The organism is Solirubrum puertoriconensis (assembly GCF_001483135.1).
Taxonomy (GTDB): Bacteria; Bacteroidota; Bacteroidia; order Cytophagales; family Hymenobacteraceae; genus Solirubrum; species Solirubrum puertoriconensis.
In genome coordinates, this window is the sequence record NZ_LNAL01000005.1 from 245,805 (window position 1) to 259,103 (window position 13,299).

The 13,299-nt window shown below is 63.0% G+C and carries 8 protein-coding genes; all 8 read right to left on the reverse strand.

Annotated features, from left to right (window positions below):
• Positions 1-20 precede the first annotated feature (20 nt).
• The 8 genes from ASU33_RS04790 to ASU33_RS04825 all read right to left on the reverse strand — a co-directional run bounded on the left by ASU33_RS04790 (position 21) and on the right by ASU33_RS04825 (position 12,677).
• Complete coding sequence (locus tag ASU33_RS04790; protein WP_078062884.1) at positions 21-3,134, reverse strand: SusC/RagA family TonB-linked outer membrane protein; 3,114 nt, start codon at positions 3,132-3,134, stop codon at positions 21-23.
• Between the two features lie 504 nt (positions 3,135-3,638).
• The gene (locus ASU33_RS04795) at positions 3,639-5,507 is read right to left on the reverse strand and encodes a 7TM diverse intracellular signaling domain-containing protein (protein WP_059068759.1); all 1,869 of its coding nucleotides are present in this window, start codon (positions 5,505-5,507) and stop codon (positions 3,639-3,641) included.
• A 631-nt stretch (positions 5,508-6,138) separates the two neighbouring features.
• Entirely contained in the window at positions 6,139-6,687 is a 549-nt protein-coding gene (locus ASU33_RS04800) for a SixA phosphatase family protein (protein ID WP_059068762.1), read from the reverse strand.
• 870 nt (positions 6,688-7,557) lie between these two features.
• Complete coding sequence (locus tag ASU33_RS04805) at positions 7,558-8,889, reverse strand: DUF4099 domain-containing protein (RefSeq protein ID WP_059068764.1); 1,332 nt, start codon at positions 8,887-8,889, stop codon at positions 7,558-7,560.
• Between the two features lie 102 nt (positions 8,890-8,991).
• Complete coding sequence (locus tag ASU33_RS04810) at positions 8,992-9,354, reverse strand: helix-turn-helix domain-containing protein (protein WP_059068767.1); 363 nt, start codon at positions 9,352-9,354, stop codon at positions 8,992-8,994.
• Complete coding sequence (gene mobC / locus ASU33_RS04815; RefSeq protein ID WP_059068770.1) at positions 9,351-11,369, reverse strand: conjugal transfer protein MobC; 2,019 nt, start codon at positions 11,367-11,369, stop codon at positions 9,351-9,353. The genes ASU33_RS04810 and mobC overlap by 4 nt, the downstream gene beginning before the upstream one ends.
• Before the next feature lie 31 nt (positions 11,370-11,400).
• Complete coding sequence (locus tag ASU33_RS04820) at positions 11,401-12,360, reverse strand: relaxase/mobilization nuclease domain-containing protein (RefSeq protein WP_059068773.1); 960 nt, start codon at positions 12,358-12,360, stop codon at positions 11,401-11,403.
• Positions 12,357-12,677: a plasmid mobilization protein gene (locus ASU33_RS04825; protein WP_149867048.1), complete on the reverse strand. Its 321-nt coding sequence runs from the start codon at positions 12,675-12,677 to the stop codon at positions 12,357-12,359. Before ASU33_RS04825 ends, ASU33_RS04820 begins: the two co-directional genes overlap by 4 nt.
• Positions 12,678-13,299 lie beyond the last annotated feature (622 nt).

Genomic DNA, 13,299 nt, shown 5'->3' on the forward strand with positions numbered 1-13,299 from the left:
CTCGTTGAAAGGAAGGCGGCTTAGAAGCCCAGGTTCAGGCCGGCCAGCAGCACGCGGGGCTGCGGGTACACGCCGCGGTCAATGCCGCTGGCGCCAACTTCCGGGTCGTAGCCCGAGTAGTTGGTGAGCGTCACCAGGTTCTGCGCGCTCAGGTACACCCGCACCTGGGAGGCGGAAACCCGCTGCAACAGGCTTTTGGGCAGGGTGTAGCCCAGGGTGAGCAGCTTCAGCCGGGCGTAGGAGCCGTCCTCCACGAAGTAGCTTGACACGCGCAGGTTCTGATTGGGGTCGCCGGCGATGGCGCGCGGTACGTCGGTGCTCGTGCCCGGCCCCGTCCAGCGACCCAGCACCCGGGAGATGCCGCTGCCGTTGCCGTACAGCGCGCCCTCGGTGTAGAAGCGGTTGAGGTTGTAGATGTCGTTGCCCTGCGAGCCCTGGATAAACACGTTCAAGTCAAAGCCCTTCCAGCTCAGCGTGTTGGTCAGCCCGTAGGTGAAGTCCGGCACCGGGCTGCCGATGTAGCGGCGGTCGTCGGCGTTCACCACCCCGTCGCCGTTGGCGTCGCGGAAGCGCAGATCCCCCGGGGAAGTGCCGGTCTGCTGGGTCGCGTGGCGGCGCACCTCCTCCTCGGTTTGAAACAACCCATCGGCCTGGTAGCCGAAAAACGCGCCGAAGGGCTGGCCCTCGTTGTAGCGCACGATTACCCCGCTCCGGGAGTCGTAGCCGTTGTAGGGCGTGCCCAGCCCCAGCGATTCCAGCTCGGACTTGTAGTGGGAGAAGTTCAGGGTAGTGGTCCAGCTAAGCCCGCCGTCCGTTCCGCGCAGGTTGTGCGAGGTCAGGGCCAGGTCCAGGCCCCGGTTGGTGGCGGAGGCCGCGTTCGTGCTGATGGGCTCGTAGGTGCCGGACACGAGCGAGGGCGTCACCGGGGCAATGAGGTTGGGCGAGCGGCGGTGGTACAAGTCCAGGCTGGCCTCGAAGCGGTTGTCGAGCAGGCCCAGGTCCACCCCGACGTTTACCTGCACGTTTTCCTCCCAGAAGAGCTCGGTGTTGGGCAGGCGGGTGGGCGCGGCGCCCACGTTCACCGTCGGCGTGGCCCCGAACGGGTACTGAATGCCGGAGTTGATGATGTACAGCCCCTGGAAGGGCAGCGCGTTGAGGGCGTTGCCCACCTTGCCGTAGCCGGCGCGCAGCTTCAGGTTGCTGACCGTGCGCTGGTCCTTGAGAAAGGCTTCCTCGGAAACCCGCCAGCCGGCCGATACGCCCGGGAAAAACCCGAACTTCTTGTCCCGGTCAAACACGTAGGTGCCGTCGTAGCGGGCAATGGCCTGCAAAAGGTAGCGCCCGGCAAACTCGTAGTTGACGCGCCCGAAGTAGGACGCCAGCCGCGACGGGGGGCTCACGTAGCCGTTGGCCGCGCGGAAGTCGTTGATGGGGCCGTTGTTGATGTTCTGCAGGTCGTTGCGGGTGTAGCCCGCCCGCACGGCCTCGACGAACTGCTTGTCAAACTGCTGCCCCGACTGGCCTACCAGCACGGTCACCTGGTGGCGGTCGGCGAACAGGCGGTCGTAAGTGAGCGTGTTCTCGATCAGGTAGCTCGGCTGGTAGGTAACGTTGGCCGTGCGCCCGGCCAGGGTGTAGCGTTGGGAGTTGGCCAGCTTGGGCCGGAAGGAGTTGTAGTTGTCAAAGATCAGGTCCGCCCCCACGTTGGTGCGCAGGCGCAGGCCCTTGAGCGGCTCGAGCTCGGCGTAGAGGGTGCTGATAAGCCGGTTGCGGGTAAACTTTTTGTTGTCGAGCAGGGCCACGGCCAGCGGGTTTTCCTCCACGAAGTTGTCCACGTTGCCCAGGGGCTCGTACCAGCTGCCGTCGGCCCGGTAGGCGGGAATGGTCGCCGGGATCTGCGAGGCAAAGCTGATCACTCCGTACTCGCTGCCCCCGGCGTCCACGCGCCGGTCGTTGAGGTGGGTCAGCGAAAGGTTGTTGCCCACTTTCAGCAGGCGGCCGAGCTGCAAATCGCCGTTGGCCCGCAGGGTAAACCGCTCAAACCGCGAGCCCACGATGGTGCCGTCCTGCTGGAAGTACGAGCCGGAAAGGGCGTAGCGGGCCTTGTCGCTGCCCCCGGTGGCCGACAGCGAGTAGTTTTGAATGGCGGCCCGCCGGAAAATCAGGTCCTGCCAGTCCGTGCCCCAGCCCAGGGCGGCCGGGTCGCGCAGCTTGTCCACCACGATGGGCTGGTTGGCGGCCAGGCGGTTTTCGTTGTTGATTACGGCGTACTCCTGGGCCGTGAGCATGTCGAGCTGGCGCCACACCTGCTGCACGCCCCGGTAGGCCTCGAAGTTCAGGTTGGTTTTGCCCGCCTTGCCGCGCTTGGTGGTAATGATGACCACCCCGTTGGCAGCGCGCAGCCCGTAGATGGCCGTGGCGGAGGCATCCTTGAGCACGTCGATGCTTTCGATGTCGTTGGGGCTGATGGCGTTGAGCTGGTTTTCGTCCGTGGACGAGGGCAGCGGAAAGCCGTCCACCACGTACAGCGGGGCGTTGTTGCCCGCCGAGGTTAGCCCGCGGATGCGCACCGAGGTGCCCGCCGCGCCCCCCGGGTCGCCGCCATTGCCGGTCACGGTTACGCCCGCTACCCGCCCCTGCAGGGCCTGCGTGGCGTCGGCCAGCGGCTGGGCCTTGACCTCGGCGGCGCCCACCGAGCCCACGGCGCCGGTCACGCTCGCTCGCTCCTGGGTGCCGTAGCCGACCACCACCACTTCCTGCAGGGCCTGCTGATCGGCCTGCAGCTTAATGGTCAAGCTGGTTTCCGGCCCGCTGATCACCACTTCCTGCTTAAGAAAGCCCACGGAGCTGATCACCAGCGTGCTCCCGCTCGGCACCGACAGCGAGAAGGTGCCCTCGGCGCTGGTGCTCGTGCCTTGGGTTGTTCCCTTCACGATAACGGTAGCGCCCGGCAGGGGCGTGCCGTCGGCCTGCGTTACCCGGCCCGCCACGGGCACCTCGGCCCGGTAAGCCAGCATGGCCGCGCCGCGTTCGCCGGCGGCGGCCGCGGCGGGCAAACCCAGCGTCAGCAGCCCGCAGGCGGCCAGCGGCACGCCGCGGCGCAGCACGGAACTAGGGTAGAAGTGATAACTCATATGCGTGGGAATGAAGGTGAGGGTATGGTTGTGATGCTTTCCCGTCCCCGGCAAGGAAAAGAATGGCTGGACCTGGCCACTGTAAGGAGGCCGCGGGTAGGCGGAAAGCTGGGGGTAAGCGCAGGCTAAGCTTGGGCTGCTCCGGCCGGCGGGGGGCGGCGGGCAGGTAAGCGAACTGGGCAACGGATGCGGCGCGACCGGGACCAGAAGGAAGTCAGCCGGTGGAGAAAGGCGGCCGGGAGGGCCGGCGGCGATGGCCAAATATATCGGCGCTGAATTTCAAAAAGCAAGGGGCAAACCCACTTTCCAGCCCCGTAAACGCCGTTTTTCGCTTAGCTCGCACGTTGCCGTGTACGCTTAGCTCACCCACTTCCAAGCGGAAAAATGGCTCCACTGCAATCGTTTGCAGCTTGGGCCCGGCACCGGCGTGACGGGTAAAAAACACTAAAAAAAATGGGCCTAAAGCCCACTTTTTTTGATTTGTTTGCTGGGCTAACGGTTGAGCTAGCCGGTGGCGCGCAGCGCCTGGGATTCTTCCTCCTCGGGCTCACCGCCGGCGGAGTCCAGCAGCAGCTGGGTCCAGCCGGCTTCCTCCTCCCCCGCTTCCGCCTGCCGGCGCAGGGCTTCCAGCACCTTCTGGCTGAAGCTCCAGCAGGTGGCCCGGCGCAGCTCCAGCACCCTCGAGAGCTCCTGGGCGGGGTAGCTGCCCTTGTGGGTGTGCAGTAGGAACACCGCGTAAAAGGCCTTGACGATGGAGAATTTGCACTTCTGCAGCAGGGTGTAGGCCGTGGCCGACTCCACGTAGCGGCAGCGGGTGCAGCGCCGGGAAAAGGGCTCCCGGCCTTCGCAGTAATTGTCGTGCCCGCACTTGCGGCAGGCGTACCCGGCGGTCCACTTCAGCTCGGCCAGGTGGCGCAGGCAGGAATCCTTGTCGGGGTAGATCTGGCTGAACTCCCCGAAGTTTACTTCCCGGGCCAGCACCCGGGCCGTCTGGGCCTGCTCCAGGTCGCGCTGCAGCTCTCCGTTCAGCTTGTCAATGGCGGCCGACTGCAAAGCCAGCAGGCCGTTGGCCTGCAGCAGCTCGCGGTTCTGGGCGGCAATGGTTTCGCTTTGCTCGCGCAGCTCCTCGGTGCGCCGGGCGACCAGGGTTTCCAGCTCCGAGTTGAGTTGGTCCTTGAGCTGCTGGTTTTGCCGCAGCTGCTCGACCAGGCGCTCCTGCACCAGGTGCTTTTTGCGCAGCTGCTTAACCAGCCGCTCCTGCGCCTGCAGCGTGGCTTCCTGGATGCCCTTGATCTTTTCTCCCAGCGCGTAGGAAAGCACGACGACCTCCACCACGAAGGCCACGTTCATGCTGTACACCGTGAAGGGGTTGGTGAGCGCGTCGATGCCGAGCTTGCGCAAAATCAGAAAGCCCACGCTGAGCGCTACCAGCGAGTGGGAAAGTACAAACAACCCGGCGGGCCGGAAGCCCTGCCGCCACACCCGCAGCGCCGCGTAGTAGAGCAGGCCGTAGGGCAGCAGGTAAAGCCAGAAGCTAAGGTGGGACTGCCACCAGAGTGCGTCCACGAGCAGCACCCCGCCGGTGAGCAGCACCGCCGCGCGTACGAGCCTATCCAGGACCGGCACGCGTTGGGCCGTGTCGAGAAACTGCCGGGCGTAGTAGGAAAAAGTCAGCAGCAGCAGCGGGGCCGAGCTGAGGGTGACCAGCTGATTAAGCCAGGGGTGCCGCGGCCAGAGGTACTGAAAGCCCAGCCCGTCCTCGCTGAGGAATACCAGGCTGCAGCTGAGCACGTACAGCACGTAGCGCAGGTAAGTCTGCTCCTGGGTGAAAAAGTACAGGCAGATGTTGTACACCACCATGATGAGCAGCACGCCGTAGAACGCGCCGAGCAGGCCGTAGTCTTGCTGAAAGTGCTCCATCAGGCCCTGCTCCGTGCGCAGACGAGCCAGAAAGCTGGTTTTGGAATCGGCCTGCAGGCGCAGGTAAAAGGTGCGTTCGCGCCCGGGCTCCAGCGGCAGGCGCAGCAGAAAATTCTTGTAGGCGTAGGGGCGGGAGGTAAAGGCCTGAGCCGCGCCGGTGTGCACCTCCCCTGCGCCGGCGGTCGGGTGAGGGTAAAACACGACCTGGCTGATGTGGGAGTCGTAGAGCTCCAGAAACCAGTGGTGGGGCTGCGGTCCGTGGGGCAGCACGCGCAGGCGCAGCCAGTACGCCGCGCCGGGGTGCTGCATGTTGGTGGACAGGGCCGAGCCCGCGACGAAGCGCGCCGCGTAAACCGGGTCCTGCACCTGCGCCAAGGTCAGTTGCCCGCCGGGGTCTTCCAGTACGCTGTAGTTGCGAGGGGAAATGAGCAGCTCCTCATCGCCGGCCCGCACGTGCAGGGGTTGATCCGGCGACCCGGCTACCGCCCGCCCAACCAGACCGCTTAAAAGCCAAACCAACAACAAAAACCCACCCCAGAGCCGCGGCCCCCCTGGGAGCCGGCGGGTAACACAAATGCGCGTGACCATGGCAGAAGCCAAGGTAACAAACTACCCGCTTGTGCCTAACGGGCTCTGCAATTTCAGCAATGACCTTGGCTTGGGTGGTGGAAGGGCCGAGCGGGCAGTACCCGGTGGGTAAAGGGTTGGAAAGGCATGCGGTTGGATCCGATCGGGGCAGGCAGGCTCCACCTTCCTGCCCGCCCCGCGGAGCTCACTTGGATTGACTGCTACCAAATGCCAACTAATAGCGGCCGGCGAGCATTGCTACTACGCCCTGCCCTGGTCGACGTTACGTATTTACCGCAGATAACTGATTTATATCGATCAGCTTCCTCCAAGGTGGCAGGCAGCGGGGCACTTTAGCCTTTGAGTGAAGTCCGCAGTGGAGAAATACCCTCTCACCCGGCGGTTATGGGCTGATTCAGCCCGGTCCCCGGAACGCTGTTACGTTAAGCCCCGGCCTGATTTAATCACGGTTCCCCGGGCCACCTCTCGGCGCGGGGAAGGGTGACGAAGCCCGGGCCTACTGGCCGTATTTGCTGGCGACCACAGTTGGAGTCGCGCCACTGGTAATAGTCAATTTAAAGAGGTGGTTGTATTCGGTATCGCGGATTTCAGCTAGCGGCCGCGGGGCACCGAAGGCTTCGATTTGCGGCAATACGGTATTGGAATGCCCTACAATCACTACCATTTTGCCCGCGTATTGCGCTCGGACGAGCGCCGCTAGCACGGTTGGTTGCCCGGCGTCGTAAACCTGGGGCACCAGGTTCGCAGTTGCGGCCAGCGGGGCCAGGGTGCCACGGGTGCGCCGGAAGTCGGTAGTGAACAGGGCCGCGGGGGCCGTGGGGGCCAGCAGCTTGCTTAATTCCTCCGCCCGTGCCTGACCGGCAGCCGACAGTGTAGGGTCGGTTGGATGGGAAGCATCATCGCGTTCGGCGTGCCGCAGCAGGTAAACGGTCGTGATAACCGGCGGAGCAGGCGCCGGAGCGGGTTCTTCTCCCTTGGAAGAACAGTTAACTAGCCCCATTAGACCGGTTAACAACAATACGTAGGAGAACAGGCGCGCGAGCATGAGGGAAAAGTTGATTGATTAAGTTGAAAGATTCGACCCTCAGTAGGCGCTTGGGCTCAATAAGCTCACCCTGGAAAGCAAGCAGTTAATCTTTGCCCCTTGGTTTTGCCTGCGCGCCGACAATAGGGTTCAATGTAGCTCCTCCCAACGGTTTCCGGCAACCCCCTGGCGCTACTCCTCAGTAGGAGCAGGAATGGTGAGCCGGTAGCTCTTGGCCTTTACGGTTTTCCTGGCTCACGTGAAGGTCCGGCGCTGGCGCATTCGCCCGGGGCCGGCTTATCAGCCGTTAATCCAGGTGCGATGTTCCCCGCACTGACAGCAGGACATCAATAACTCGGCGGTAGTGGCGCTGAATTGCTGTAGCACCTGCTGCTGCGCGTGCGGCGTGAGTTCACCGGGGCAGCCCGTGCATTCCAACATTTCCGTTCCATCAGCCCAGGCGTTTAAAATCAGGTCCACTGTTGCGTTATCGGGTTTGGTGATTCCCAAAATTACTGCTGGGAGACTGATAGATCACAAGTGTCTCCCTAAAATTCAAATGGTTGAGCTTGCTTAACCATAGATTCACTAAACGCTAACGGTTTGATTCCTATTCAAGTAACACGCATAAAGTATATAAAAGCACATGAGAAAGGGCAGAGATATATTAATTAATGCTGCCAATGTCGGCTGGAGGTTGGTTTTGGTACTTTTTTGTACCCCTCGCCATTGATTAAACCCCCCTGGATGGCTTTCTATATCCAGAAATAATTAAAATAAGCTATCAATCGGTGGGCCGGCCCGCTTTTGAGCTGCCTAATGCTTTAAACCATAAAAAAAGGCCGTGATTGCTCACGGCCCGGTTCAGCATGGGTGCCCGGCTACGCGCCATTACCGGCGGGGGCGTACGCTTGATTTCGTTTCCTGCGGTCTCGTGGGACCCAGCGGCTGAATGACCAGGCCCCGCCGCACGGCATCGATTTGTACCGTTGCATCGTAGCGGGCGCCGGTGCCGCGGTGCACCAGCCCCTGCAGGGCCACGGGCAGACCCGCCGCCAGCAGCTCCCGCTGCCGCGGACTGAGCGGCACGCCCCTTACCTGCTCGGGTAGGCGGATGGCATTTTCGTGGAGCAGCACGAGCCGGTTCATTTCCCGGTCCACGCCCACGTAGGCGCGCAGCTCCTGCCCGTCGGGCAGCTGAAACGCCAAACGCGGTCCCCGGCCCGTTTCGAGCAGCTGCCGCCGCACCTGCGGGCCGAGTGGTGTACCGTGCAGCTGCTCGGGAATAACCAGCTGTTCGCGCGGCAGCTCAAACTGCAGGTTTGCTGCTCCATCTCCCGTGCGTCGCAGCACCAGCCGGGCGCGAAGGTGACACGGCTCCCCAGCCTGCTCGGTGGCCGCGCGCAGCGGCAGCAGCGCCGTTTTCTCTCCGCGCAGCAGGGCTGCCAGCTGCCCGTTTTCTTCGAGCTGCGCCCGGGTTAGCCCCAGCCGTTCCAGCAAAGCCCAGGGCAGCTCAGCCTCGGTAAAGCCCGCCGGCGTCCCGGTCAGAAAAGCTTGATTAAGCCCCGGCAGCTTGGGTGCTTGCTCCCGGGCTGGCGCGGGCGCCGGCGCCGGTTCAGCTTGGTTTATGATTGGGCGCGGGCTTACCGTGGAATTATTCGTAGCCTTCACCCCGGAAGGGTCAGCCCTTACGGCCCCCTCCCCTACCCCACCCGGTTGCGCTTTAACTGCCGACGCGGGCGCTGCCGCGGCGTGGTTTGGCGCCTTGGTAGCCTGATAGTGCGCGCTGAAGTTGCTGGCAAAGCTGCTCACCGGATTGCCTTTCACCCGGATATCCAGCAACCCCAGCTCATCTGCCCGCTCCTTGCTGGAACGCAAGCGGGCTGGCGCAGCGGGATTTGCAGCCAACGGCGCGAGCTGTTCCTTTACTTCGGGCGCCGGCTCGGGGGCGCCCAGCACCTGCACGGCCTGACGCAGCAGCTGAAAATCCGCGCTTTCCCGCAGCAGCCGAACCTGCTCGCCCGCAGTAAGCAGGGCATGCAGCTCGTTTAGCCGGGCGGGGCTCAGCCGCGGATCGGCGTCCAGCTCCCGCGCCACCTGCAGCAGCAGGTCGGCGTCGGCGGGGCGGCCCAGCTGCTGCAGGTCCAGGGCCAGGGGTTCCGCCGCGCAGATAAACTGGGCGCGGGCTTCGTCGTGGGTTAGGGCGGGGCGTTGATCGGGCATAGGCAGAAAGCTTAGCCGGCAAGGCCGGACGTAACACAAAAGCGGCCACTCACTTTCGGGGTAAGCAACCGCTGGTCTTTACTCCGCTGATTTACGCTCGCCTTAACGGCGGAGTTTTCCCACCACCTGGTCCAGATCTGCCTGCAAACGCAGCAGCAGTGCCAGGGAGCCGGCCACGTCCACGCCCTGCTCCTCCGGCCCGGGCAGGCGCTTGCTGACCGCGGAGTTGTCCGGCACCACAATCCAATTCAGGTTGTAGCCTCGTCCCTGGTAAAACAAGAGCATCGCCACAAAGGCGTCGATGGTGCCTTTGCCCAGCTCCAGCCGGGTTACCTGGTTTTTGTCCAGGCCAATAACTTCCGCCACCCGGCTCTGCGGCCAGCGCTCCCCGGAGGTGGCGGCCAGCTCCTCCCGCAGCTGCGCCAGGCGCTGCCCCACCGCTTTGCTGCAAACCTTGTGGCTCATGTTCTCTGTTTACGTGCCTTAAGTAAGTGCTGCAAAGTAGGGTCGGCGGCGATGCGCTCCAATTCCTGGCGGCAAATCTCCCGCACTTCGGCCTTGATGCGCTCGTAGTTGGCTCGTACCAGCTCCTCGGTGCGGTCCCGCCCGGTTTGCGGATCGGTAAAGTTGGTGATGTCGGGCAGCTCCTCGTCCTGTTGCGCCTGCCGGGCCCGCGCTTCCTCGTCCACCACGATGCGGGCGTGAAAAACCTTCTGGCTTATCTCCTCCCCCACGTTGTCGGCCACCGCCCCCACAAAGCAGCCCTGGGTCAGCCCGGCGATTCGGGCGGCGGGCAACATGCTGTCCAGCTGGGTGGACGTGCTGCGGCTCAGCTCCCGGCTGTTGACGCTCAGCCCCTGCCGCTGCTGCAGGATGCGCCCGAAGCGCTTGCTCAGCGCCTCCGCGCTTTCTCCCACCACCTGACCCGCGATGACGTTGCCCACCGTGCTGCGGATAACCGTGGCCTCGGCCTTGCCGTAGTCGCGCTCGAGTTGGGCGAAGTCCTGAAACCCCAGGCAGGTAGCCACCTTGTTGCTGCGCGCCGTGGCCAGCAGCGTGTCCAGGCCCTTGAAGTAGATGGTGGGCAGCTCGTCGATAATCAGGGCGGTTTTCAGCCGCTGCTTGCGGTTGATGAGCTTCACCAGCCGAGCGTTGTACAAACCCAGCGCCGCCCCGTAGATGCCCTGCCGCTCGGGGTTGTTCCCCACGCACAAGACCTTGGGCGCCCGCGGGTCATTCAAGTCCAGGGTAAAGTCATTGCCCGACATCACCCAGTACAACTGCGGCGAGGCCAGGCGCGACAGCGGAATGCGCGCCGAGGCGATCTGCCCTTCCAGCTGTTCCAGGGCGTCCCGCTCCAGGGCCGAGGCAAACGGCCGCACGTAGTTCTCAATCTCGGAGTAGGCGCCCAGGATGGGAAACAGCTCCTCGTAGCTCTGGCTGAGCAGCTCAATCACGTGGGGAAAGGTGCAGTAGCGCCCGTTCTGGTACAGCTTCAGAAACCAGATGATGGCCGTCACGAAGTTGATGGGGGACTCCACGAAAAAGTCGCCCTGCTTCTGAATCCAGGTTTTGTTTAGGTTGAGCATGATGGTGGCCGCGGCCTCGTAGGCGTCCACGATGTCGGTCATCTGCTCGGCCAGCAGCGGGTTGCAGCGGTGGCTTCTGCGCGGATCGTCGAAGTTGATCACGTAGAAGCGCGGCGCTACCGCGTAGCGGTGCGCGTTGCGGTGCAGCTCGTTGTAGCACAGCCGGGTTAGGTCGTCAAACTTAAAGTCATACACGTACAGCGCGAAGCCCTTCTGCAGGTGCTGCCGGATAAACTCGCTGATTACGGCGTAGGTCTTGCCCGAGCCCGGCGTGCCCAGCACCATGGTGCCGCGGAACGGGTTCACCACGTTGATCACGCCCCGCCGCCTCCTGCCCCGGTAGGTATATTCCGTCGGCAGGTTAATCGAGTACTCGTTTTCGATCAACTGCTCCTGCTGCGGAAAGCTTTCGTTCTGCTCGTTAAACAAGTCACCCAGCAGTCCCCCAGGCAGCGGCAGCAGGCGCCCCAGCTGCAGCCCTGCCCGCAGCAGCAGCAGGTAGCCCCCGCCCAGGGCCAGCGCGTAGACCGCCGTCTGCGCGCCCGGGCTGCCGAACAGCTCCCGCAACGGGGCGGCTCCGGCCAGCAGCAGGGCCCCTCCCCCACCCGCCCCCAGCGTGGCCCGCCAGTTCGGCTTTTCCAGCGGCGCGCCGCGGGTGCCCAGGCAGGAAAGCAGCGCAAACACCAGCGCCCCGCCCAGGCTGACGGCGGGTGCGGCGAACAGCGCGGTTTTGGTGCTCAGCCGGGTCAGCAGCTCGTCCAGCCAGCCGGCCCGCAGCCCCCGCCCGGCGAAAAAGGTGTAGCAGTAGTAGTACAGGTGCAGCAGCAGCAGCGCAACGCTGAGCAGCCGCATGAAGTCCATCAGCCGCCGCAGCGCTTTTTCGTCTTCCATGCCGGAGTAGTAAGGTGGAGGGCCGCCCCGTCTACCTCGACGGGCGCCGCTTCCGTTTACGGCGTTCCGGCGTTTGGTTTTTTTCCTCCCACTCGCTGCCCCCCTCCAGCGCCGCCAGCAAAGCGCCCAGCAGTCCCCGCTCTTCAGTCCGGCTCGCCGTGGTTGTACGGGCCGGATCGCGCGCCTCGGGTAGATTCGCTTGCGGCTGGGCAAGCCCCTCTCCTATCCGGCGCTCCTCCGCCCGCTGGGTTTCCGGCTCCAACAGCGCCCGCAGCTGCCGGGCCTTGCAGCCTACCTGCGTACCGGTCAGCGCCACCTCGCCTACCCGAAAGCTTACCCCAACGAGCCCACCTCCGGCGTCGCGTTTGAACTGGGCTTCCATCCCGCGCGCACGCAAAAACTTCTCCAGCTCCGCTATCGTCCGCACTCCCTCCGGTCCTAAAGCTGCCGCCAGCGCGGCGCGCACCCGCACCTGCGGCTTCGGCCCCTGCTCGAGCGCCAGACGTTCACCTTTTCGCTGCCGGGGCAGCGGCTGCAGCCCGAGCTCGGCGCGGATCTCCGCCGTCACCCGCACGTTGCGGGCGTAGTTGTGGCTTGTACGCAGCACCGGCCCACCGTCCAGCGGCACCCGGTTGATGTACACGTGCACGTGCGGGTGCGGCCGGTCCAGGTGCTGGTACACCACGACTTGGTGCCGCTCCAGGTCCGCGCCCATCTTCTGGCAGTACAGCGCCGCGGCCTGCAGCATCTGCTGCGGGGTGACGTTTTCCTCCTCCGGCCATGACAGCGAAGTGTGCCACACCGGCAGCTGGCAGCGCCCGCTGCGCTGCGCCACGAGCTGCATCTCCAAGGCAATTCCCGCCGCGTCGCGGCTCAGCAGATTGTGCGCGCCGAGCAGCCGCGACTTCTTCTGCTGCTCCTGCTCGAGCAGCCCGGCGCCGTAAGCAATAGCCCCGCGAAAGTCCGCGCCGATGGTGGTCTTGGCAATCACCGCAGCAGCTTCTTCAGCTCCTCCAGTCGCTCGAGCAGCTCCTGCTCTTCCACCGCGCCCAGCTTGCCTTCCCGGGCAAGCCGGGCCAGCTGATTCAGACTGTTCCCCACCCCGATCACGCCGCGCACCACTTCCAGCGGCACTGTCTCCCGCACCGGCTTATCGAGGGCGCAGTCACGCAAAAAATCCGAGAGCTTCAGCCCCGCCTGGCTGGCCTTGGTTTCGATCAGCAGGCGCTCGTGCTCGCTGACGCGAAAGCGCAGCACCGGCGCGGACTTGGTTACCCTTGGGCGAGAGTTTTCGGGGGCTTGTTCCATGTGGGCGGAGACCAATTACAACTTATTGAGGGCGAAATAGCTTGCGTAGATGGAGCGAAAACACCCCGCCGAAGTAGCACCTTTGTAGCTACAAAGGCATGGCTTGCTACGAGATGATTTTTGGTACGAATATAGGACGTATTTGGATATTAAATATGGTCCGGTGATAACAATTTACCCTGCGACTGCTTTGACCATCTTACCATGTATAATAATGTTATCATTATTACCTAATGGTAACGATAGCGCTCAGTCATGATCATTAGATATTCCGACATGCAAGTCGCGTCAATACTACATGTAATAATGTTATCAAAGTAATAAGTGACCATATACACACGTGTTCATTATAGAACATAACTATAACAATGGCGGGGCTACCAATTAACATCGTATTGTTACCATTATAACATGTACTAAGCAGCACGTATTAATTGGATCACCTGACTGCATTTATAGTGCGTAAATAAGCTAACACCTACTCACATAGCTACATTGTTTTGATAACATGGATATGTATTATATATAATATATATTAATACGTCACCTTATCAGCAACCTTATGTATTGCTATTAACACAAGGTCTATGTTGTTTTGATAACATTAGCATGTAGTTATGAT

Bases quoted from the DNA above. Each gene is read 5' to 3' on its own strand.
- ASU33_RS04790 (WP_078062884.1), bottom strand. From the start codon at position 3,134: ATGAGTTATCACTTCTACCCTAGTTCCGTGCTGCGCCGCGGCGTGCCG.
- ASU33_RS04800 (WP_059068762.1), bottom strand. From the start codon at position 6,687: ATGCTCGCGCGCCTGTTCTCCTACGTATTGTTGTTAACCGGTCTAATG.
- ASU33_RS04805 (WP_059068764.1), bottom strand. From the start codon at position 8,889: ATGCCCGATCAACGCCCCGCCCTAACCCACGACGAAGCCCGCGCCCAG.
- ASU33_RS04810 (WP_059068767.1), bottom strand. From the start codon at position 9,354: ATGAGCCACAAGGTTTGCAGCAAAGCGGTGGGGCAGCGCCTGGCGCAG.
- mobC (WP_059068770.1), bottom strand. From the start codon at position 11,369: ATGGAAGACGAAAAAGCGCTGCGGCGGCTGATGGACTTCATGCGGCTG.
- ASU33_RS04825 (WP_149867048.1), bottom strand. From the start codon at position 12,677: ATGGAACAAGCCCCCGAAAACTCTCGCCCAAGGGTAACCAAGTCCGCG.